At 62.7% G+C, this 22,412-nt stretch carries 22 protein-coding genes and 1 tRNA gene; 13 read left to right on the top strand and 10 right to left on the bottom strand.

Translation table 11 applies throughout. The features are described from left to right. Window positions 1-23: 23 nt before the first annotated feature. The 3 genes from VI340_RS11025 to VI340_RS11015 are packed head-to-tail and all read right to left on the bottom strand — an operon-like array spanning window position 24 to window position 1,112. Window positions 24-446, bottom strand: coding sequence for a DUF7346 family protein (locus VI340_RS11025; RefSeq protein WP_008312436.1), 423 nt, complete (start codon window positions 444-446; stop codon window positions 24-26). Between the two features lie 27 nt (window positions 447-473). Next, a complete protein-coding gene (locus tag VI340_RS11020) occupies window positions 474-878 on the bottom strand; it encodes a DUF7322 domain-containing protein (RefSeq protein ID WP_008312437.1) in 405 nt (134 codons plus the stop codon). A 42-nt stretch (window positions 879-920) separates the two neighbouring features. Then, entirely contained in the window at window positions 921-1,112 is a 192-nt protein-coding gene (locus VI340_RS11015) for a DUF7331 family protein (RefSeq protein ID WP_004517169.1), read from the bottom strand. A 107-nt stretch (window positions 1,113-1,219) separates the two neighbouring features. On the opposite strand from VI340_RS11015, the gene VI340_RS11010 reads away from it, so the two are divergent. The 8 genes from VI340_RS11010 (at window position 1,220) to VI340_RS10975 (ending at window position 11,472) form a co-directional block, all read left to right on the top strand. Beyond that, complete coding sequence (locus VI340_RS11010; RefSeq protein ID WP_336358342.1) at window positions 1,220-5,086, top strand: DNA polymerase domain-containing protein; 3,867 nt, start codon at window positions 1,220-1,222, stop codon at window positions 5,084-5,086. A gap of 125 nt (window positions 5,087-5,211) precedes the next feature. Continuing rightward, window positions 5,212-6,141 (top strand): ABC transporter ATP-binding protein, encoded by a 930-nt coding sequence (locus VI340_RS11005; protein WP_336358341.1) that lies wholly within the window; start codon window positions 5,212-5,214, stop codon window positions 6,139-6,141. A 36-nt stretch (window positions 6,142-6,177) separates the two neighbouring features. Further along, window positions 6,178-7,608, top strand: coding sequence for a Fe-S cluster assembly protein SufB (gene sufB / locus VI340_RS11000; protein WP_336329052.1), 1,431 nt, complete (start codon window positions 6,178-6,180; stop codon window positions 7,606-7,608). 2 nt (window positions 7,609-7,610) lie between these two features. After that, window positions 7,611-8,822 (top strand): Fe-S cluster assembly protein SufD, encoded by a 1,212-nt coding sequence (gene sufD / locus VI340_RS10995; RefSeq protein ID WP_008312441.1) that lies wholly within the window; start codon window positions 7,611-7,613, stop codon window positions 8,820-8,822. A 344-nt stretch (window positions 8,823-9,166) separates the two neighbouring features. Continuing rightward, a complete protein-coding gene (locus VI340_RS10990; RefSeq protein ID WP_008312442.1) occupies window positions 9,167-9,649 on the top strand; it encodes a hypothetical protein in 483 nt (160 codons plus the stop codon). Next, window positions 9,646-10,080, top strand: coding sequence for a metal-dependent transcriptional regulator (locus VI340_RS10985; RefSeq protein ID WP_008312443.1), 435 nt, complete (start codon window positions 9,646-9,648; stop codon window positions 10,078-10,080). The genes VI340_RS10990 and VI340_RS10985 overlap by 4 nt, the downstream gene beginning before the upstream one ends. Window positions 10,081-10,291: 211 nt before the next feature. Further along, window positions 10,292-10,364, top strand: a tRNA-Gln gene (locus VI340_RS10980). 379 nt (window positions 10,365-10,743) lie between these two features. Further along, window positions 10,744-11,472 (top strand): GNAT family N-acetyltransferase, encoded by a 729-nt coding sequence (locus VI340_RS10975; RefSeq protein ID WP_008312445.1) that lies wholly within the window; start codon window positions 10,744-10,746, stop codon window positions 11,470-11,472. A gap of 381 nt (window positions 11,473-11,853) precedes the next feature. Here VI340_RS10975 and VI340_RS10970 read toward each other — a convergent pair whose 3' ends face one another. Then, a complete protein-coding gene (locus tag VI340_RS10970; protein ID WP_008312456.1) occupies window positions 11,854-12,051 on the bottom strand; it encodes a hypothetical protein in 198 nt (65 codons plus the stop codon). 287 nt (window positions 12,052-12,338) lie between these two features. Between VI340_RS10970 and VI340_RS10965 the strand changes: the two genes are divergently transcribed. After that, window positions 12,339-13,055, top strand: a complete 717-nt coding sequence (locus VI340_RS10965) for an HD domain-containing protein (RefSeq protein WP_008312457.1) — start codon at window positions 12,339-12,341, stop codon at window positions 13,053-13,055. On the opposite strand, the gene VI340_RS10960 is transcribed toward VI340_RS10965, so the two are convergent. The 3 genes from VI340_RS10960 to VI340_RS10950 form a co-directional block, all read right to left on the bottom strand. Next, window positions 13,050-13,748, bottom strand: a complete 699-nt coding sequence (locus VI340_RS10960; protein ID WP_336329054.1) for a LysE family translocator — start codon at window positions 13,746-13,748, stop codon at window positions 13,050-13,052. The genes VI340_RS10965 and VI340_RS10960 overlap by 6 nt on opposite strands. Window positions 13,749-13,785: 37 nt before the next feature. Next, window positions 13,786-14,676, bottom strand: a complete 891-nt coding sequence (locus VI340_RS10955; RefSeq protein WP_014041042.1) for a coiled-coil protein — start codon at window positions 14,674-14,676, stop codon at window positions 13,786-13,788. 267 nt (window positions 14,677-14,943) lie between these two features. Continuing rightward, window positions 14,944-16,788, bottom strand: coding sequence for a hydrolase (locus VI340_RS10950; protein WP_336358340.1), 1,845 nt, complete (start codon window positions 16,786-16,788; stop codon window positions 14,944-14,946). A 108-nt stretch (window positions 16,789-16,896) separates the two neighbouring features. On the opposite strand from VI340_RS10950, the gene VI340_RS10945 reads away from it, so the two are divergent. After that, complete coding sequence (locus VI340_RS10945; protein ID WP_008312465.1) at window positions 16,897-17,070, top strand: hypothetical protein; 174 nt, start codon at window positions 16,897-16,899, stop codon at window positions 17,068-17,070. Window positions 17,071-17,096: 26 nt separating this feature from the next. Continuing rightward, window positions 17,097-17,525 (top strand): DUF371 domain-containing protein, encoded by a 429-nt coding sequence (locus tag VI340_RS10940; protein WP_336358339.1) that lies wholly within the window; start codon window positions 17,097-17,099, stop codon window positions 17,523-17,525. Between the two features lie 68 nt (window positions 17,526-17,593). On the opposite strand, the gene thsA is transcribed toward VI340_RS10940, so the two are convergent. Beyond that, window positions 17,594-19,153 (bottom strand): thermosome subunit alpha, encoded by a 1,560-nt coding sequence (gene thsA, locus VI340_RS10935; RefSeq protein ID WP_008312469.1) that lies wholly within the window; start codon window positions 19,151-19,153, stop codon window positions 17,594-17,596. 175 nt (window positions 19,154-19,328) lie between these two features. On the opposite strand from thsA, the gene VI340_RS10930 reads away from it, so the two are divergent. Beyond that, the gene (locus VI340_RS10930; protein ID WP_008312472.1) at window positions 19,329-20,138 is read left to right on the top strand and encodes an amidohydrolase family protein; all 810 of its coding nucleotides are present in this window, start codon (window positions 19,329-19,331) and stop codon (window positions 20,136-20,138) included. A 43-nt stretch (window positions 20,139-20,181) separates the two neighbouring features. On the opposite strand, the gene VI340_RS10925 is transcribed toward VI340_RS10930, so the two are convergent. Both VI340_RS10925 and VI340_RS10920 read right to left on the bottom strand, forming a co-directional pair. Then, window positions 20,182-21,087 (bottom strand): glycosyltransferase family 2 protein, encoded by a 906-nt coding sequence (locus tag VI340_RS10925; protein ID WP_008312474.1) that lies wholly within the window; start codon window positions 21,085-21,087, stop codon window positions 20,182-20,184. Between the two features lie 93 nt (window positions 21,088-21,180). Beyond that, the gene (locus VI340_RS10920) at window positions 21,181-21,885 is read right to left on the bottom strand and encodes a class I SAM-dependent methyltransferase (RefSeq protein WP_005537823.1); all 705 of its coding nucleotides are present in this window, start codon (window positions 21,883-21,885) and stop codon (window positions 21,181-21,183) included. A gap of 249 nt (window positions 21,886-22,134) precedes the next feature. Between VI340_RS10920 and VI340_RS10915 the strand changes: the two genes are divergently transcribed. Continuing rightward, window positions 22,135-22,404: a MarR family transcriptional regulator gene (locus VI340_RS10915; RefSeq protein ID WP_004591318.1), complete on the top strand. Its 270-nt coding sequence runs from the start codon at window positions 22,135-22,137 to the stop codon at window positions 22,402-22,404. Window positions 22,405-22,412 lie beyond the last annotated feature (8 nt).

The raw sequence follows: 22,412 nt of genomic DNA, 5'->3' as shown, positions 1-22,412 counted from the left end.
GCCTGGTGCGGTGTGGCGTGCCCTCAGTCCCGAAGCTGAGCGAGCCCGTCGCTGGCAGTCTCAGTTGTGTCGTAGCCTCGATGCCCGTGGACTTCCGCTTCGGTAAGCAGGCCGGCGGCGCGGAACTCGGCCAGCAGGCCGTGGAGGTCGCTCTCACAGAGGTCGTAGGCCGAGAGCAGTTCCGCCACGGAGAGCGGCCCGCGCTCGTCGAGTTCGACGAGCAGGCCCAGGGCACGCTCGTCGTGGGCCGCTGTAATGACTTGGCGGGTTGCGCCGGGAACGGCCTCGGCGGCCGTTGCTAAGGGCGATTCACCATCGACGGGTTCGAGATCGGCGTTCGGGACGTGGCGCTGCTCGCCGGTTTCGGGGTCCCGGACCAGACTCGACTCGGTAGACTCCTTTAGCAATAAGTACCGCGTGCCGTCGTCGTCCCGCACAGTACGCATATGGCCGTTCGTAGCCGACCGGGCCGGTTAGCCGTTGTGGTCGCCTGACTCCGCGCTGTCAGGCTGGGTATCCGTTGTCTCGGCTGTTTCGCCCTCTTCGTCGTCCGATTTGCGCTCCCGCTCGAACTTCACGTACCGGAACGTCCCGTAGCTGAAAGCGATGACGCCCACGAGGAAGATACGAATCCCGAGGTCGACCTGCCCCTCGAAGTAGGCCAGCATCGGCCCGAGCGAGAGGGCCAGCAGTGCGACGTTGAACACGATAACGAGCCTGACGAACAGCCCCGTGGCCTCGCCGTCGTAATCGCTGTCTGACGGCGAGGGTACGTCCGGGCCGAGGCTCTCCGGGTCGAACTCAGCGGGTTCGTACTCGCTCTTTTCCGAGAGAACCCCCGGGCTCTGGTTGTGCTCGTCATCGCCGGGGATATCCATCACAGTCTCATTACGTCGGCCGGCAAATAAAAGGACTCTGTGTCAGGCGATCTCCTGTAAGGTGAGCGCCGTGTCAGTCTGCAGCCACGCGAGAGGGTTCTCGGCGTCGTAAAACACTGTCCCCTCCTCGGTCTCGTAGGTCTCGGTCGTCTGGATGGCGTCCGGGAGCGCCGGCTCCGACCGCAGTTCTTCGGACCTATCCGCCTCGCCATGGGGGGATGCGTGGTGCGACATTGGTCGTCAAACTTGGGTATGGTACTCGATGGCATATACTTTCTGCCTGTGGCAACATCCCGCCGACCGTCGGTGTTTTTATGCGGCATCTCGAAGCATGGCCAAGAATGAGTGACGGGACCCAGGGCACGCTGGGGGACTTCGAGCAAGACGCGGAGGAGGACCGCCCGGTCGCCGACGAAGCGGCAGCTATCGCGGGCAACGGTGGGAGCGATACCGGCGGGACGAGCGTCGTCGACCTCGACGAGCGCCAGTTCCCGCCGGTCGAGGAAACCGTCGAGTTCGTCGTCACGCAGGTCGATTACACCATCGAGGGGCAGGGCGACGACGAGTTCCCGGTCGTCCACGTCTTCGGGCGCACCGACGACAACGAACCGATCCACGCGCGGGTCTTCGATTTCAAGCCGTACTTCTACGCACCGACCGACAGCGTCACCGAGGACGAACTCCGCCAGTACGACAGCATCACCGACTGGGAAGCGGCCGACGAGGACGGCGAGCCCTACGAGTCGATTCGCGGTGAGCGCCTGACGAAGATATTCGGACGGACGCCCCGCGACGTGGGGCAAATCCGCGACGACTTCGACCACTACGAGGCGGACATCCTCTTTCCCAACCGCCTGCTCATCGACAAGGACATCACGAGCGGCGTTCGCGTCCCCGCCCGCGAACTCGACGACGGCAGCCTGAAAGTCCACCACGAGGAGATTCAGCCGGTCGAAGCCCACGCCGACCCGCGGGTCAACACCTTCGACATCGAGGTCGACGACAGACAGGGGTTCCCCGAGGACGGCGAGGAGCCGATCATCTGTCTCACCTCCCACGACTCGTACCGCGACGAGTACGTCGTCTGGCTGTACGAGTCTCCCGACGGCATCGACGGCCCCGAGGCGCTGGCCGGCTACGACCCGATCCGGGAGGACTTCGAGGCCGACGTGCGCGTCTTCGACGAGGAGGAGGCCATGCTGGAGGCCTTTGTCGACTATATCGTCGACACCGACCCGGACGTGCTGACGGGCTGGAACTTCGACGACTTCGACGCGCCGTACTTCCTCGACCGACTGGAGGAACTCCAGAGCTACAACCACGACTACGACCTGCAGATCGACCGCCTCTCGCGGGTCGACGAGGTCTGGCGCTCCGGCTGGGGCGGGCCGGACATCAAGGGCCGGGTCGTCTTCGACCTCCTCTATGCCTACAAGCGCACGCAGTTCACCGAACTCGAATCCTACCGGCTCGACGCAGTCGGCGAACAGGAACTCGGCGTCGGCAAGGAGCGCTACACCGGCGACATTGGCGACCTCTGGGAACAGGACCCCGAGCAGTTGCTGGAGTACAACCTCCGGGACGTGGAGCTGTGTGTCGAACTCGACCGCGAGCAGGACATCATCGACTTCTGGGACGAGGTCCGCACTTTCGTCGGCTGTAAGCTGGAGGACGCGACGACCCCCGGCGACGCCGTCGACATGTACGTCCTCCACAAGCTCCACGGCGAGTTCGCACTGCCCTCGAAGGGCCAGCAGGAGAGCGAGGACTACGAGGGCGGGGCCGTCTTCGACCCCATCACCGGCGTCCGCGAGAACGTCACCGTCCTGGACCTGAAGTCACTGTACCCGATGTGCATGGTGACGACCAACGCCAGTCCGGAGACGAAAGTCGACCCGGATACCTACGACGGCGACACCTACCGCGCCCCCAACGGCACGCACTTCCGGAAGGAACCGGACGGCGTGATCCGGGAGATGGTCGACGAACTCCTGTCAGAGCGCGAAGAAAAGAAGGCCGAGCGGAACAGCTTCGATCCCGACAATCCGGAGTACGAGCGCTTTGACCGGCAGCAAGCGGCAGTTAAGGTCATCATGAACTGCTTCACGCCGGATACCGACGTGCTGACACCGGCAGGCGTTCAGAACATTCGCGACCTTGATGTCGGCGACGAGGTGTATTCGCTGGACCCCGAGACGGAGGAGATGGAGGTCAAACCGGTGGTCGAGACACAGTCGTATCCGGACTACCGCGGCGACCTCGTGGATATAGAGACGAGCAAGATGGACTTCCGCGTGACGCCGAACCACCGGATGCTCGTCCGAAAGAACGATAAAAATGGAATCACCGAAGACGGATGGAAATTCAAAGAGGCAGGGGACCTATACGACTACTGTAACTACGAGATGCCGCATGACTGGGACTTCCAGCACAGGGACCGATTTGGTGAGACCATTGATATCGTCCAATTGGCTAGGGAATACACTGAAACTGGAATCACCTTGTCCGATGGCGGGACGATGGCTGCCGCAAAATACGGAACTGCGAATATCTCACGGAAAGTTTCTACAAACGACTTTCTGGAATTCTTAGCGTGGTACATCACTGAGGGTAGTGTCTACGAATCGAAGACTTCGAACTACCGTATTAATATCGCACAAGAACATACGGGTCGCCGTGAAAAGATAGAGACTCTCGTAGATCAATTCGTTGAGTATTGGTATACCGACGAACGTTCTGTGAGCTTTTCCAGTCGCATCTGGGCTGAGTTGCTTACTGAGCTTTGTGGCAGCGGAAGTGACAGCAAACGGATTCCAGAGCTTGTGTTCGAAGCTTCTGAAAGTCAAAAACAGCAGTTCTTGGAAACGCTGATACAGGGTGACGGTGATTGGCAGAAGAATGCATGGCGCTTTTCAACAATTAGTCAGCAACTGCGCGATGATATATTGCGTCTCTGTACACATCTCGGACTTACAGCTAGTTATAATCGTGATGGGGCAGTCTGGCGTATCTACTGTACTGAAGATGCAAAGAACTCGTTCCGAATGCATAGGGATGGCTCGGAGAGTACCGCCGGAAATGGTGTATACTGCGTAACGGTCAAAGACAATAATACCCTGATAGCGGGCCGGAACGGGAAATTCCAGAACGTGGGGAACTCTCTCTACGGCGTTCTGGGCTGGGACCGGTTCCGCCTCTACGACAAGGAAATGGGCGCGGCGGTCACCGCCACCGGTCGCGAGGTCATCGACTACACCGACGAAGTCGTCGCAAATGAAGGGTACGAGGTCGTCTACGGGGACACCGACTCCGTCATGCTACAACTTGGCAATGTCGGTCCCGACGACGTCGAGGGCGACGTCGAAATCACCGACGAGATGCGCGAGAAGCACCCCGAGATGGACGACGACGAGCTCGAACTCATCGCGACGACCATTCAGAAAGGGTTCGAGCTGGAGGAAACCATTAACGCGTCCTACGACGAGTTCGCGATGGAGCAGCTCAACGCCGAGTTCCACCGCTTCGAGATCGAGTTCGAGAAGCTCTACCGCCGGTTCTTCCAGGCCGGCAAAAAGAAGCGCTACGCGGGCAACATCGTCTGGAAGGAAGGTAAGCACGTCGACGACATCGACATCACGGGCTTCGAGTACCAGCGCTCGGATATCGCCCCCATCACGAAACGGGTCCAGAAGGAGGTCATCGACCGCATCGTCCGCGGTGAGGACGCCGAGTCCATCAAGCAGTATGTCAGCGATGTTATCGAGGACTACCAGGCCGGGAACGTCGACTACGACGACGTGGGTATTCCCGGTGGCATCGGGAAGAAACTCGACAACTACGACACCGACACCGCGCAGGTCCGGGGCGCGAAGTACGCCAACCTCCTGCTGGGGACGAACTTCCAGAGCGGCTCGAAACCCAAGCGGCTGTACCTCGACCGGGTCCACTCCGATTTCTTCCAGCGCATCGAGGAGGAGGAAGGCCTGGACCCCCAGCGGGACCCGCTGTACGGCGAGTTCCGACGGGACCCCGACGTGATCTGCTTCGAGTACGCGGACCAGATCCCCGAGGAGTTCGAAATCGACTGGGACAAGATGCTCGACAAGACGCTGAAAGGCCCGATTGCCCGAATTCTGGAGGCGATGGACATCTCCTGGGAGGAGGTCAAATCCGGGCAGGAACAGACGGGACTCGGCAGCTTCATGTAACCCACAGAATACGGGTAGTTATCTCTGCGAGAAATATTGTTTTCATATGCAGAAGTTGAGTTCACAGCAATGCGAAAGCTTCATGGGTGAAACGTACCTTCTTTCGGTTGACCTAAGAGATACCTATGGCTAAACTCGAAATCAACAATCTCCACGCAGAAGTCGCAGAAGAGGACGGTGAGACGATTCTCCGCGGTGTCGACCTCGAAGTCGAGTCCGGTGAGATCCACGCGCTGATGGGTCCCAACGGCTCGGGGAAGTCGACGACGGCGAAGATCATCGCCGGCCACCCCGCCTACGAGGTAACCGACGGCGAAGTGCTCATCCACCTCGACGAGAACGAGTTCGGTGACGAGGAGATCCCGGAGGATCTCCGAACCTGGAATCTGCTCGACCTCGAACCGAACGAGCGCGCCGCGCTCGGCATCTTCCTCGGCTTCCAGTACCCGGCCGAGATCGAAGGCGTCACGATGGTGAACTTCCTCCGCACCGCGCTCAACGCCAAGCTCGAAGAGCGCGAGGAGCTCTTCGAGGACGACGACGAGGAAGAAGTCGAAGCCGAGGGCGGCGACACCAACGAGGACGCCGCTGGCTACGACACCTCCCCGATGGAGGGCAACGTCGAAGAGGGCGAAATCGGCGTCGCCGAGTTCCAGGAGATCCTCCAGGAGAAGATGGAGCAGCTGGATATGGACGAGAAGTTCGCGTCCCGGTATCTCAACGCCGGCTTCTCGGGCGGCGAGAAGAAGCAGAACGAAGTCCTTCAGGCCGCGATCCTCGAGCCCTCGATCGCCGTGCTCGACGAGATCGACTCCGGGCTGGACATCGACCGACTGCAGGACGTCTCCAACGGCATCAATGCGCTCCGTGACGAGCAGGGCGCGGGCATCCTCCAGATCACACACTACCAGCGCATCCTCGACTACGTCGAACCCGACCACGTCCACGTAATGCTCGACGGCCAGATCGCCACCTCCGGTGGCGCCGAACTCGCTGAAAAGCTCGAAGACGAGGGGTACGACTGGGTCCGAGAGGAAGCCTACGAGGCCGCGTAACGCCCTTCCGTACACAGCGATAACACTACACACACTATGAGTTCAGATCAAGACCACCTCAAAGAAACCGACACGGAGAAGCGCTTCGAGTTCAAGAAAGAGGAGAAGTCCGCCTTCGAAGCCGAGAAGGGCCTCACGGAGGAGACCATCCGGGTCATCTCCGAAGACAAGAACGAGCCGGAATGGATGCTCGAACGGCGTCTACGCGCCCTCGAACAGTTCCACGAAATGCCGATGCCGACCGGTTGGCCGGGCGCGCCCGACCTCTCGGAGGTCGACGTCGACGAGATCGTCCCGTACATCCGCCCCGACATCGAGACCCGCGGCGGGGTCGACGACTGGAACGACCTCCCCGAAGAGATTCAGGACACCTTCGACAAGCTCGGCATCCCGGAAGCCGAAAAGAACGCCCTCTCGGGCGTCGGCGCGCAGTACGAGTCCGAGATCGTCTACCAGAACATGCAGGAGCGCTGGGAAGACAAGGGCGTCATCTTCTGTGACATGGACAAGGCCGTCCAGGAGCACGAAGACATCCTGAAAGAGTACTTCATGACCAAGGCCGTGCCGCCGAGCGACAACAAGTTCGCGGCGCTGCACGGCGCCATCTGGTCCGGCGGGTCGTTCGTCTACGTCCCCGAGGACACCACGGTCGACATGCCGGTGCAGGCGTACTTCCGGATGAACTCCGACGGGATGGGCCAGTTCGAGCACACGCTCATCATCGCCGAGGAGAACTCCGAAGTCCACTACATCGAGGGCTGTTCCGCCCCGAAGTACTCCGAGTTCAACCTCCACTCCGGCGGCGTCGAAGTGTTCGTCAAGGAGAACGCACACGTCCAGTACTCGACCGTCCAGAACTGGTCGAAGAACACGTACAACCTCAACACCAAGCGCGCCATCTGTGAGGCCGACGGGACGATGGAGTGGGTCTCCGGCAGCATGGGCTCGAAAGCCACGATGCTGTACCCCTCCACTGTTCTCAAGGGGCCCGGCGCGACGGACAACCACATCACCATCGCCTTCGCCGGCGAGGGCCAGGACATCGACACGGGCGCGAAGGTCTACCACAACGCTCCCGAGACGAAGTCCACCATCGAGTCCAAGTCCATCAGCAAGGACGGCGGCCGCACGAACTACCGGGGTCTCGTCCACATCGCCGACGGTGCCGAGAACTCCTCGACCTCCGTCGAGTGTGACGCCTTGATGTTCGACAACGAGTCCACGTCGGACACGATGCCGTACATGGAGATCAAGGAGTCGAAAGTCGACGTTGCCCACGAGGCGACTGTCGGCAAGATCGGCGACGAGGACGTCTTCTACCTCCAGTCCCGCGGACTGGACGACGACGACGCAAAGCAGATGATCGTCGCCGGCTTCATCGAGCCGATCACGGAAGAACTGCCGATTGAGTACGCGGTCGAGCTGAACCGCCTCATTGAGCTGGAGATGGAGGGGTCGCTCGGATAACCATGAGCACGCAGGTACACGCCACACTGTCAGAGAGTCAGGTGGAACAGATTTCCGAGGATCTCGGCGAGCCCGAGTGGCTGCTGGAGACGCGCAAGGACGCCCTTGCCGCGCTCGACGAGCTCGACATGCCGGACGTCATCCGGACGCCGGGTCGAACGTGGACGAACCTCGACGCGCTCGAATACGAGTCGCTGGTCGACCCGCTCGACTACGCACAGGACAAGGACCGCGTCGACGCAGAGGGCGTCGAAGTGCTGTCCTGGAGCGAGGCGCTCGACGAGCATGCGGACCTCGTCAAGGAGCACTTCGGCAGCGTCGTCGACCCGCAGCGGGACTACCTCACTGCGCTGTCGACGGCCCTGTTCTCTGCCGGAACGGTCGTCTACGTCCCCGAGGGCGTCGACGCCGAGGACGTGAAGATCCGGACGACGATGAACAGCCAGTCGCTGTTCAACTACACGCTCGTCCTCGCCGAGGAGTCCTCCTCGGTCACGATTCTGGAGCGCCAGCAGACCGGCGAGACCGTCGAGGACGACCAGTACTACTCCGGTATCGTCGAGGTCGTCGCCGAGGAGAACGCCTACGTCCAGTACGGCGCGCTCCAGAACCTCTCGGAAGAGACCTACAACTTCCAGGTCAAGCGCGGTCACGCCGACACTTACGCCACGGTCAACTGGATCGACGGCAACATCGGCTCCCGCCTGACCAAGTCCAACGTCGAGACCCGACTGCTGGGTGACTCCTCCGAGTCCCAGATTCTGGGTGCGTTCTTCGGCCACGAGGACCAGCACTTCGACATCGCGTCGCGTGTCTGGCACGAGGCCGAACACACCATCGCCGACCTCGTCACCCGCGGCGTCCTCGACGACGACGCCCGCTCGGTGTACGAAGGCGTTCAGGACGTCGGTCGCGAGGCCTGGGACACGTCGTCGTACCAGCGTGAGAACACGCTCATGCTCTCTGACGACTCCGAGGCCGACGCGTCGCCGAAGCTCATCATCAACAACCACGACACCGAGGCCTCCCACTCCGCGACAGTCGGGCAGGTCGACGAAGAGGACATGTTCTACATGACCTCCCGCGGTGTCGACCCTGAGCGAGCGAAGAACATGCTCGTCGAAGGGTTCTACGTCCCCGTGCTCGAAGAAGTGCAGGTCGACGAACTCCGCGAGGACCTCGACCAGCTGATTTACGAGCGTCTTCGTGAGTAGCCGGTAGGCTACGAACGAAGTCTCGGGAGAGCTTTGCTCTCCCGGTGTCTGCGCGAGTAACGCGAGCACAGGCTCGCGGGAACTCTGCTCCCGCGGCGTCTTCGTGAATAGCCCGTAGGGCTGTAAACGCGGGCCCATCAGAGCGTTGCTCTGATGTCGTCTACGCTCATTTCATTCGCGCCGGTAGCGCGGCGGTCCGCCTGATACGAGTGCTCGGCAGGGCGGAGATTGAGAACGTCCCCTACCGGAGCGAAACGCGGGCTCGACGACAGGGAACCGCTTAAGTCCGGGCCTCCCCGAACTACGTGTATGACTGCAGCACAGCGCCGAGTGGGGGTGTTGCCGTGAGTCTCACACAGCCGGTCGCATCCGACCATCAGCTCGCCCGGTTACTACAGATCGGTATCGTCCTCGAAGAGGTCGTCGAGGCACGGTCGGCCAAGCATGCCGAGGAAACGAGCGGAGAGCACGAACAGGCGGTGCTCGACCTCCTCGCGCACGCCGAGACGGAGTCGGCTGAGCACCGCCGGCAACTGGAGGCGCTCATCGACGACCTCGAAGCGGACACCGTCCCCTTCGAGGAAATCGAGATGCTAGTCGAGGCCCAGTACGAGGCCGACAAGGACTTCGACGGCGTGCTGTACGACCAACTCTGTAACGAGGAGACGGCGTACAAGTTCTACGACGACCTCATCGAAGCCATCGAGGCGTCCGACGTGACGTTCACCATCGACCGCGAGCGGCTGCTTGCCGTGCTGTCGGATATCCGCGAGGACGAAGCAGAGGGTGTCGAAGACGTGACCGACCTGATGGAGGACTATCAATGAACACGCAGGCCCAGTATCTGAAAGCGATCTATCTCACGCAACAGCAAGAAGACGGTCCAGCATCCACCGGCGACGTGGCCGACATGCTCGATGTCAGTCCGGCCAGCGCCAACGAGATGATCGGCAAACTCGAAAACCGAGGGCTGCTGAACCACGAGAAGTACAAGGGCGTCGACCTCACCGACGACGGCATCGCACAGGCTCGCGAGGCGCTCCAGAACTACTGCATCATCGAGCGGTTCCTCATCGAAGTGCTAGAGGTCGAGGAGTTCCAGGCCGAGGCAAAACAACTGGAGGGCGTCATCGACGAAACGGTCGCTGATCGCCTCGATACGATCATCGACCGCAAACCACAGTGTCCGGACTGTTTCGACCCCGAGGGTGACGTCTGTGGCCTGCTCGAAGTCGAGGCTGAAGTCACCAGCGACTGACCGCCCGCTCTCGAAGCGTTCAAGTGCGTTCCGTCGATTACACCGAATACGGTTAGCTTGCTCATAGCGAGCGCAGTCCCGTGGCGGTGAGCAAATCCTGTTGATTTGCGAGGTACACGGGACGAGCGAACAAAGTGAGTGCAGTCCCGTGGTGGAGAGCAGAACCGAACGGTTCTGCGACTCTCACGGGTCAAGCGAACGTAGTGAGCGCAGTCCCGTGGTGTAGTGGCCAATCATAAGGGCCTTTGGAGCCCTTGACGGCGGTTCGAATCCGCCCGGGACTATTTTCGCGCGAACAAGTCCGTGAGCGCGAAATATCCTCGGCGGTTCGAGCCCAGAAGGCGAGTATTCGAGCCTTCGCGGTTCGAATCCGCCCGGGACTATCCTGTTGCGAACGACTTCGTGAGAGCGGGTATCCTCAGCGGATTCGAAGGACGTCACGAGCGACGCGAAGTGTCGGCGGTTCGAATCCGCCCGAAGTACCCTCCGACATGAGCACGAACAGTGCCCGCATTCTCGTACGACGCGCCAGCGAGTGGACAGGATAGCCACAGGCCGGTCGAGGTCACAATTCGCGGTGTCCTCGCATGAATAGCCCAACGGGTGTCCCAAATTCTGACACTGAACTGTAGATTTATGATGTTCCGTGCCAACTAGTGGCATATGAAAATCAGGGAGGCAGTGCCGTCGGATCGGCCGGCTATCCGTGACGTGGCGCGTCGCTCACTAGAGGCGTCGTATTCGCTGGGGCCGAAGGCGATTACGAGCGCTATCGAGGAGTGGTACGACGAAGCGCGCATCGAGGAAGTGCTTGCCGATGAGAGTAATCGGTTGATTCTCGTCGGTGAGCGGGACGGGCAGGTGGTCGGCCTCTCCGAGAGCGTCCTGTCGGGCGACAGTATCGGGACGATTCTCTGGCTGCACGTCGACCCGGCATACCGCGGCGAGGGGATTGGGTCGGCGTTGTTCGACGAGACCCACGGGGAACTCCATGACCGGGGTGCCGAGACACTCCAGGGGCGCGTGTTGGCTGACAACGTCGAGGGCAACAGCTTCTACGAGGACCGCGGCTTCGAACGCGCCGGCACGGGTGAAGTCGACATCGCCGGACGGACCTACGTCGAGAACCTCTACACCGACGCCGACGAACTCGGTCGCGAACCCGTAACTGATGACGGCCGGACGGTCTACGTCGACCACAACAACCACGAGTCCGGCTCGATGGCGCCGTTCCATGTGGTCCACGTCACAGAGGAGGGCAGCGACCGCTACGGTTACTACTGCAGTAACTGCGAGACGCTGGCGAACGCGATGGACTCGATGGGCCGCATCGAATGTGACAACTGCGGGAACGTTCGCAAGCCGATGCGCTGGGACGCCGCCTACCTGTAATTACAGCGGGAGCAAGGCGAAAGCCCACCCCTTCAGGGGTGTGGATGAAGCCGACAACCCGGCAGCTTCGCCTGTAGCCTCACTCAGCCGGAGTTTTATAACCGGTGACACTGTATGTATGACCACACCGAGGCGGATCAGCCGCCCAGATAAACGGATAATATCGGGATTCGGGCCACGCTACGTCCAAAAGAATCCCTTTCGGGCCGCTGGCTGTGGATTCCGACACACGGTAACTCTGAATCCCCATACCGGGGATAGGAGTAACGGCGGCTTGGCCCCGCCAGGAGTCCGGTCATGCCGACCTGGCTACAAACCTGAAACTCCCAACCTAGCGGTGCGGTGCCGCGGGAATCCCGCGCCTGAAGGCCTGGGAGGAGGTCAAGGGGGCGACTGGTCTCCCGAGCGCTGTGACGATTCCTGCCTGTTCGCCGGGACCAGTATCAGCTTGTAGTACAGTCCGAACAGACACAGGGCGATACCGACGCCGACGAGCACGTCAGTCACTGCGTGTTCGTTTATCGCGTGGGTAACGATCGACACATCACCGACGGGTGTGTGAAGTGGCTGGAGAGGCATATGTACTGATTTATCTATTAGCTGTAAAAAGCCGGACTAATGTTCTCAGCCGTTGAGAACCAGTCGTCGGCAATCACCCGACAGCGACCCAACTCGACACGGAGTCGGGGCCAGCGATGGTGGCTGTCCGGCGTCCGGACAACCGCTCCGAAGGCCGGTTCTGTGACGCTGTTTGCAGACAGAAATACCGGGTGTGGCAGCCGTTCTCCCTGTCGTAACGCTAAAGAGTCGAACGTACGTCTATATGTGTAAGATGACTATCGAAATCCGTCTCCGGAGGTGGTGCTGTGGGCGTCGAGATTAGGGAGTCACCTGTCTCAGCCGACGCGTTCGAGGATATGAAGGAGTTCGTCCACGACTACCTCGCGGCGAGCGTCGAAAACGAAGAAGAGGGCGGCCGCATGCGCTGGTACCCGTGGCACTCCGCGGAATACCGCTTCAACCACATCCTCAACGTCGTCGACATCGCGACAAAAATCGCCCGCAAGGAGGGGGCGAACGTGGACGTGACTCGCGTGGCAGCGTTGTTTCACGACATCGCGAAACTGGAAGCCGAGCAGGACCTCCACGCGGAAGCCGGCGCTCGGATCGCACGCGAGTATCTGAAGGCACACGGTGACTACCCCGAATCGTTTATCGAACAGGTCTGCTCCGCCGTCGATGCCCACTCGTATCAGGGGCCGCTGGACGACCTACCCCTGGAAGTACAGTGTCTCATCGAAGCGGATATTCTGGATAAGGTCGGCGCGAACGGGACCGCCCTGATGCTGTTGCGCATGGGCTATGAGTCCCGGACGCACATGGACGCGGCCGAGATGGTCGACCGGGTCATCGAGCGCGGCGAGGACGCCCGCGAGCGTGTTCAGAGCGACACCGCCGAGTCCATCGTCCACCAGCGGCTCAAGCGGACCCGCTGGTTCCAGGAGTGGCTGACGATGGAGGTCGCCGAAATGGCCGTCGAAGACGACCTCGACGACGTGGCGACCGGAATGGGCGACTCATAGCGCTCGCAGCAGGAACAGGACGCCGGTCCCGGCGAGAACAGCGGCGCTGATCCACGCGATTAGCGGTGCGAGTCGTTCGATACGCGTTCTCGCGGCGACAATCGCCGCCGGAAACCCCGTAATCCAGAGGCCGATACCGCCGAAAAACCCGCCCAGCAGCACCGGATGCCCGGTCTGTACGGTTAGCGCATCAGTCCCGACCGCAGGCACGTACGACGCCACGTCGACCACGCCGGGTTCGAGGAGGCCGACGCCGACGGTGAGCCAGAAGGCGACCTGATAGGGGTTGGTCAGCGCCAGGGCGAACGCCTTACGGAAGCCCCGGCTGTCCCCAGACGCGACCGACGAGTCCCCCTCGGTAACTGTTGTATTCGCTTCTTTGACTGCTCCGTACGCGAACCAGAGCATCAGGAGCCCGCCGGCCCCGACCATCACGCGCCGAACGCCTGGTGTCTCGGTGATGACTGTGGCGGCGCCGAGCACGGCGAGTACGAGGAAACAGGCGTCAGCGGTCATCGCGCCGAGGCCGGCGAAGAAGCCGGCCCGCCAGCCCCGAAGCGCGCTCTCCTCGGCAATAACGGCGTTCATCGGACCCGGTGGCGCGGCGAGCGCGAGGCCGAACAGGACCCCACCGAGAGCTGTCGGGACGAGCGAGAGCGCGCCGAGCTGGAGCAGGCCGAGTGAGTGATGCATCTACAGTCGGTGAAAACAGAGAGAAAATCCTACAGACTTACAGCTTGCCGGCCTTCTGGAGCTTCATCAGGTCCTCGGTGTCGAGGGTCTCGCCCTCCTTGAACTTCTGATAGATCTCCTCGGCTTCCTCGCGAGCGGCTTCCTGCTTCTCCTCGCGCTGGGAGCGCTCCTGCTCCTCTTCCTTCTTGTCGAGCTCGCGGAGGCGCTTCTGGACGCGGACGAAGTCCTCGTGGTGCTGGTCGGCCGCTTCCTGCGCTTCGACGAACTCCTCGTGTTTCTCGTCGGCCTCGTCACGGATCTCGTCGGCCTCGCGGTAGGCCTCGATCATCTCGTTGTGGTGCTTCTGGGCCTCGTCGGCCAGCTCCGTGACCTTCTGGTGGTGCTTTGAGGCTTCCGAGCGGACCTCTTCCGCTTCCTCTTTGAGCTCTTCGAGGTCGCCGCCCTGGTCGAGCTTCTCCTGTTTCTCCTGGAGCTTCTCGCGCTTGGTCTCGATCTTCTCGATGAGCTCTTTCTCGTCCTCCGAGGAGAGCACTTCGGTCTGTTGCTTGAACTCGAGGTCTTCGATCTCCTCTTTGAGTTGTTCGACCGACGTGCCCTCGTCGAGTTCGAGGTCGTTTTTCAGGTTGTCGACCTTGTCGAACAGCTCGTTTGCTTCCGCATTGAGCTCGTTGCGCTGGTCCTTGTGCTCCTGGACCTGCTCGTTGAGCTCGTCGCGCTTCTCGCGGTGTTCCTGCGCCTCGTCGACCTTCTCGCGAGTCTTCGCGTTCAGGTCGTCACGGGCGGAGGCCCGCTCGGACGCCATCTGGTTCAGCTCGTTCCGTCGGTCGCGGAGCTGGCCGGCGAGTTTGATGAGCTCGCCTTTCGATTTGTTTTCGAGATCCTCTTCGGTTACTGTAACGTTCTTTGATTCGTCTATCGAGTCTGCCATTGTTGAATCCTCTATGCCATCACCGCTTCAGCACAGACAGTCGGCCCACTACTGAGGGGCTGACACCAATAACAAGGGTTCCCTCTCATGTTGGGCTGAAAGCGATACTGCCTGAACGCGGAAGCGTTCTGGTGTCTACGAATAGAGGAGGATATTGTTTAAACATTCCGGTGCATTGAATACCGCGTCAACGTCTCACACGCCGCAATTCGGCGGGTGACCCGGTCGTAAACCCACCGGATTACCCTTGTATATCACGGACCTATATTACTGACTAATGGTGTATTCGTTTTTGACGACCCGCTGCCCGTCGGTGACGGCGAGTGTCACCTCGTCGCCGGCCGACAGCGTGAGTGTGTCGACGGGGACGCGGGCGAAGGGGCCGACGGTGTGTTCGGCCTGCTCGCGCTCGCCGTTGTAGTCCCACTCGACGGTGAGGTTCGTGCTCTCCGGCCTGTCGTGGAGGACGACGACGTCCCGCTCTCCGGGACTGGGCGCGGAGAGGACGACCTGTGTAGGCTCGTAGCTGTCGGCGAGCACGTCGTGTGCCGTCTTTTCGCTCCCGTCAGCGGCGAGTACACCCATGCCCGCGTCGCCGACGTCCCGGAGGCTGTCGAGGACGACGACCGGTGCGCGGCGCTGGCGCAATCCCTCGGCCACCTCGCGGACGACGTCAGCCTGGTACGCCTGTGACGCCGCCACCCCGTCGTCGATGTGGCGGTCGTGCCGGGCGCGGTCGAACCCCGGGGTATCCGCCGGGTCAGCCGTCCCGAGCGCGCCGGCCCCGAAGCCGGCGACGACGTCGCCGACGCCGAACTGGGAACAGAGCCACGGGAGGTCGGCCGTGTCGCCGTACCGCCACCCCGGGTACAGCGTGGCCGCGTCGGGGTTGATTCCGGGCGGGCCGACCACCGGGAACGTCGGGACGGAGTCCACGGCCCCAGCCACTGTCTCGGCCTCGGTGCTGTCGTATCCGGTTCGCCAGGCCCGCCAGCGAAAGCGCAGTCGGTCGAGGAACCCGGACCCAAGGCCGTCGGCGTAGGGTGACACTGGCTCGTCGTGAATGCCGACCGCCGCGAAACTGGGATGCTGCGCGTAAGTCGCATCGAGCCGTGCCGCGAGATTGGTTCCCCGTTCGTTGTCGAACGAACCGGGGCCCGACAGCGGGAGGTCCTGCCAGAGCAGGACGCCGTGGTCGTCACAGGCGCGGGCCACTTCCGGCGGCGTCCCCTGCGCCCGAACCCGGACCAGATTTGCGTTGGCGTCGACGGCCCGCTCGACGTCCTCCGCGGTCGGGTCCAGCAGTGTCACGCCGCGAACCGGTACCTCCTCGCCGTTGACCTGCAGGCCGTCGTCGTACGAAACAGTACGTAGTCCCGTCGTTACCGAGTGTTCGTCGTCATCGAGCTTCGCGCTGAGGACGTAGCGGGACTGGTCGCCGCGGTCGTGGGGCCACCACAGCGACGGGTCGCGCACGTCTATCGTGTAGGTCACCGACGTCGTCTCCTCGTCGGTCGAGACGCGAGCGCGGTCCATCATCCCGCCGCCGCGAACGTCACCCTCCGGCCGGAGCGAGAGCGTGATCCGGTCGTCGAGCGGCTCTTCGGTCAGGACGGTCGCTGACACATCCACCGTCGCGTCGGTTACGTCCGCTTCCGACACCTGCGGCTGGACCGAGAGCTCGCTCACACAGGGGTCCGGTCGGGTTTCGAGGGCCGCGCCCCACCAGATGCCCGGGACACAGCGCTCCGGCGGTAGCTGGTCGGTCGCGTGCAAACCGCCGAAACGGTCCGCCGGCGCGCGACACTCCACGACGATCCGGTACTCCTCGCTCTCGGGGAGTCGAACCCGGAGCGGCTCGAAGTAGGTGTCGTGGCTGGTGAGCAGATCACCGTTGCACCACACGCGTGTGTGCGCGTACGCTCCGTTCAGCACCAGCAGCGTGTGTGCGTCGCTCTCGTCCCGCGGGTCCGAGAACGTCGTTTCGTAGGCCACGGCCTCGGCGCCGGCGAACCCCTCGGGCCGGCCGGGCACTGACACCGGTTCCCACGACTCCGGGGACGGCATCTCGTCGTCCGGCGCAACCGCCGCGCCGCGCCACTCCAGCGACATACCTTGTGGCCCGTTCCCCGGGGGCATATCCTTTGCCCCACGGCTTCACTTTCACTTTCACTCCGGGGATGGCTCGCTTTGACATAGGTAGCCACCTACTATCCAGATATGCTCACCGAACTGCACGAGGCGGCGACACCGACCTGCGAGGCCCAGCACTGCGAGCGCCCGCTCGGCGAGCCAGCGCTGGTGTTCGAGACCGAGGCCGGCCGCCGCGAGGCCCACGAGTGCGCCTGCGGTGCGGTGACGGTTACCGTCGCCCGGTCGGAGTCGTCCCGCTGAAGTACGCCCGGCAGTGACCGGGAGGTATGATACTCGAAGAAGTGGTCCACGCACAGGGCCACGAGAACGTCTCCGGCGAACACGCGAGTACACTGGAAGTGACGAGCGACGACTTTCTGACCCCTGCAGGTGACTGTATCCTCGCCATCGACGCCGACCGCGTCCCCGCCGACTTCGACAGCGAGTTCGTGACGGCTTGCCAGGACGCCGACGCGACGATTACGGCGACTATCGAAGCCGGCGATCAGGTCGTTACCGTGACCGGGACCGGCCACCCCGACCTGTCCTTCGAGAACGACCGGAGCCACGTCCTGCGGACGAGCGACTACGTCGACGACCGGACTGTGATGGTAAACGCCGACGCGGCGGCCGGTGATGTCGACCGGGACCTCGTCGAAGCGCTCGCTGACGGGGCCGATGCGACGCTGACGCTGGCTGTTGAGCCAAGTAACTAGTACCGCAATTTCTGCTATCGTTCGCGCCGCTGTCCGGCGCAGTCAAAAGAAAACAGGTTGTGAACGGCTTACGACGACGAGATGACGTCGTCGATACGGACGATCATCGTTGCCGCCTCGGTGGCGGAGTCGACCGCTTCGCGCTTGACAGCGGCGGGGTCGAGGATGCCGTAGTCGACGGGGTCACCGACGACGCCGGTCTGGCCTTCGCTGATGATGCCGGCGATGCCCTCGCTCTCGTGTTCGGCGCGGAGGTCGACGAGCGCGTCGATGGCGTCGAGGCCCGTGTTCTCCGCGAGCGTGCGGGGCAGCACGTCGACGGCATCGGCGAACGCTTCGACGGCGAGCTGCTTGCGGCCCTCGATGGACGCCGCTTCGGAGCGGATGTGGTCGGCGATGGCGATTTCGGTCGCGCCTGCGCCGGGAACCACACCGCCGGCGTCGAGCGCGGCGATGACGGTGTCGAGCGCGTCGTTGAGCGCGCGTTCGAGCTCGTCGACGACGTGTTCGGTGGAGCCGCGGGCGATGACCGTGACGGACTCGGCGGTCGCGCCGCCGGTGATGAACGTCACGTCGTCGTCGCCCTGCTTCTCGACATCGACGCTGTCGGCGTGGCCGAGCGAGTCCTCGTCGAGGGCTTCCAGCGAGCCGACGCGCTTCGCGCCGGTGGCCTCGACGATGTCCTTGGCGGTCGAGGAGCCGATGCTGTCGGCGACGAAGACGCCTTCCTTGGCGAGCTGGGAGGCGACGCGGTCGGCGACGTCCTCGGTGACGAAGGCCACGTCAGCGCCGCTTTCGACGACTTCCTCGGCGTAGCCGCTGAGTTCCTGCTCCTCGGCGTCGAGCGCGGCGTTGAGCTGGTCGACGCTGGAGACGTTGTACTCGGCGTCGATGTTGCTCTCGCGGACGTCGAGTTCGGTGTCGATGACCGCGATGGACGCGTCCTCGACCGAGGTCGGCATGTTGTCGTGGACGGCCGTCTCGTCGACGATGACGCCCTCGACGAGCTTGGTCGCGGAGGAAGCCGCACCCGTCTGGGTGTGGACTTCGATGTTGTCCCGGCGAACGCCGTTGTCGCTCTTGGCGTGGCGGACGGCGTCGACGACGACTTCGGCGAGTTTCTCGGCCTCGACGTCACCGGTGCCCTTGCCGGTCATCGAGGATTCGGCGACTTCGACGAGCGTCTCGTCGTCGAGGTCGACGTCGAGGACGATCTCGTTGATAGCGTCCTGTGCGAGTTCGGATGCGGCAGAGTACCCCTCGACGATTGTCGTCGGGTGGACGTCGTCGTCGAGCAGGTCCTCGCCTTTCGTCAGCAGTTCCCCGGCCAGCACGGACGCCGTCGTCGTGCCGTCGCCCACTTCGTCCTCCTGGGTCTGGGCGACTTCGACGATCATCTGGGCCGCGGGGTGTTCGATGTCCATCTCGGAGAGGATGGTCGCCCCGTCGTTGGTGATGACCACATCACCGTCGTCGGAGACGAGCATCTTGTCCATGCCACGGGGACCGAGCGTGGTCCGTACGGACTCGCTTACGGCCTTTCCGGCGGAGATGTTCGATGACTGTGCGTCCTTCCCGTGTGTGCGCTGGGCGTCCTCATCAAGGATGAAAAGAGGCTGGCCGCCCATGCGTCGCTGGCCAGATGACATATGTGTTGAACCTCACTTAAGACAAGGCAAGCGGTTCTATATAAAACTTTCTAACGGCGTAGACCGTTCGTCGGGCGACAGCGCCGTGCTGTCCCTGTAATCCCGGCTGGACCTACACACCTTTTAATATGGGTGTATACACACCGTATAGTAGATGCTGGAGTTGGAGCACGGCTTTCGGGTCGTCGACGTGCACGCGCGACTGGAACCCGACGAGCAGCGCCGACCCCGAGACGGCATGGGTGACCCGGAGCAACTGGAACGGGAGATGCACCAGGCCGGTGTCGTCCGCTCCGTCGTCTTTCCCGGCGAGCGAGACGGCTCGTATCTGAAAGCGAACAACGCCGTCGCCCGGATGACTGTCGAGCGGCCGATGGTCGCCTTCGCCAGAGTCAACGGCGCTCGGGACCCGGGGACCGGTCCCGGGTCGACCCTTCGCAACCTCGCGAGTAGTCGCACGGAGGAACACACCTCGCCCGAGGACATCGAGCAGTACGCCTACGACGACCGCTTCTACGGCTTCAAGCTTCATCCACCGACGGACGGACTACCCGACGAGGACGTCCTCGCAGAACTGGAGTCCGTATCACTGCCTGTCATCGTCCACGGCGGCGAGGGGTTCCCGCCCGAGACCGTTGCCGAGACCCTGCTCACCTACGACTTCCCGGTCATCCTCTCGCATTTCGGTGCCCACCCGCTCCGGCGGGACCTGATGGAACGAGCTATCGACCTGCTGGAGACCCACGACAAGCTGTATCTCGACACCAGCGCGGTCCGCTACCGGCGGCCGATGGAGCGGGCGATTCTGGAACACCCTGACCGCGTTCTCTTCGGGAGCGGCGTCCCGAGCGTTCACCCGAACGTGGCTGTGATGGAGATACTGACCTTAGACGTGCCCGAAGACGCGATGCGAAAGGTGTTCTCGAACAATCCGAACCGCGTTATCGAGGCGCTGGCCCCCTGACTGCCGGCGGCCGCCGCAGCGGAAGCGCGGGGACGGTCGTCGGTTACCGCCAGTCGTACACAGTCACCGCGCGGTCCGCTCGCGCGGAGCGGCCGTTCGGGTTCCGACAGGGTGTCCGGTCGGTCACGCGTGCGCGGAGACCGTCGACGATGCCGGACCCAACGCCGCCGAACACGTCCTGCCCGTTGCCGAGCCACTGCGATGGCGTCGTCTCCCCGCGCACGACATCGATCAGCGCGTCCTTCGCGTCACCCGCCGCGTGGCTGAGGAGCCGCCGCAATACGGTCGGGCGGACGTTGTAGTTCTTCACCAGCCGGTAGGCGAGCGAGCGGTACTTCCAGTTCCAGTCGGTCTCCGTGGTGCCGCCGTCGGCCTCGAACTCGCGGCTGACGCACATCTCCGTGCTCCAGTCGACGCCGTAATCACTGGCGGCCATCCGGTGTGCGAAGTCCCGGGCACTGCCGACGTTCAGGTACTCGTCGAACCCATCGAGCGCTTCCAGCACCTCCGCGTCGAACGCGACGTTTCCGGGATTGAAATACGTCACGTCGCGGCCGGCTATCGTCCGCGTCTCCTCGGTTTCGGTCGTCATTCCGGCCCAGAGTTGCTGGTGTGTCGGCCCGGTAATGGCCTGGGTTGCCCCCGAGAGCCCGCTTTTCACCGCGTCAGCCCAGCCGGACTCGACCGAGAGTGCCTGGTGGACGAGCGCGATAACGTCTCCCGTTGCCCGGTCGATCCCTGCGTTGCGGGCGACCGTGACTGAGCGGTCGGCGATCTCGACGAGGATCGACACGTCGTCCCGGTCGCGGACCATGCCCGTCGTGCCGTCGGCCGACGGGCCGTTGACGACGATCACTTCGGCATCGGGAACCTGCTCGGTGAGTGCGTCCAGACAGCCGGACAGCTCCTCCCGGCCGTTCAACGTCGGGACCACTACCGAGATATCCATACCTCTGGGTACGGCGGCGAAGGCGCTTAAAAGTCGCGGGAGACGGACGGCGACATCCACTCAGGGAAAACGGGCTGTCCGAGCGGCGGCGAGCTACACGTGGGTGTTCCAGTACGACACCGAGGCCAGCTTTTCGCCGAGTGGCGTGCCTCCGAGCGCCGTATCGAGCGAGCGGAACGAGGCCGCCAGTTCGTTCGGAATCTTCCGGTAGAATCCGTAGGGAAGCAGCCAGTCGTGGTTCGCCTCGGTCAGTTCCAGTCCGGCTCCGTCCAGCAGCCGGTCGATCTCCCAGCGGGAGTAGAGCCGCGACCCCATCGGGAGCGCCCAGTTGTATATCGACCGGGTCGAAAACCGGTTGAACGTATCGAAGAAGACCTGTTCCTTCGAGACGCGGCGCATCTCCGCGAGGAACGCCGCCGGCGTGTCCGCCAGATGGAAAAAGCGCATCGCAAACACGGTGTCGAAGTGGTCGTCCGGGAACGGGAGCCGGGCCGCATCGCCCCGCATGAACTCGACGTGGTCGTCGACGCCGGTCGCCTGTGCCTTCTCACGGCCCTGCTGGAGCATCGGGCCGGAGATGTCCAGCCCGGTGATGTTCGCGCCGCGCTCGGCCAGCATCACGGTGAACCGTCCGGTCCCGCAAGCTACCTCTAACACGTCCTTGTCGGCCACGGGGCCGATTGCGTCGAGGACGGCCTGTTTCTCGCGTCGGTCGATAAGCCGACCGCCACGGGAGAACCGCTTGGCCTCGTACTCTTCGGCCACGGTGTCGGCCTGATACCACTCCTGCCCTTTCACGGTGTATTGCTCACCCCGCGGGGGATAAAACGATACTGGAATCCCCTTTCATCGGTCGGGCTGTTTTCCAGTCAGGCTAGACCCGCTCGCGCTCTCGGCCCTGATAGTTCTGGTCGTACTTTCCGGATAGCGACGAGAACCGCACGATGGCGGTTCTGTATAAGGACACATTAAACACTTCATAGAATCTGTATTGTTTGGTCATGCATATAGCCAAGTTTTACCAGTAAGTCTGGAATATCAGCCACTATGAGCGCATTAACTGAAAACGCTGCACCAGCACCTTTCACCGACGAGGAGTTCCGCGACACCCTGCGTGAACTCCCGCCGAGCGCGAAACTCGTCGCGAAGGTGCTAGAGGACGACGCCCCGTTGTCACAGGGCGAACTAGCCGAGAACTCACTGCTCCCGGACCGGACTGTCAGGTACGCCCTGAACCGACTGGAGGAGTCAGAGCTGGTCGACTCGCGGTACAGCTTCACCGACGCGCGCAAACAGGTTTATTTCCTCACAGTCTGACCCGTCGG

Source organism: Haloarcula sp. CGMCC 1.6347 (assembly GCF_037078395.1).
Lineage (GTDB): Archaea > Halobacteriota > Halobacteria > Halobacteriales > Haloarculaceae > Haloarcula > Haloarcula amylolytica.
The sequence above is the reverse complement of the archived record's forward strand: the minus strand, read 5'-3'. Positions and strand labels throughout refer to the sequence as shown.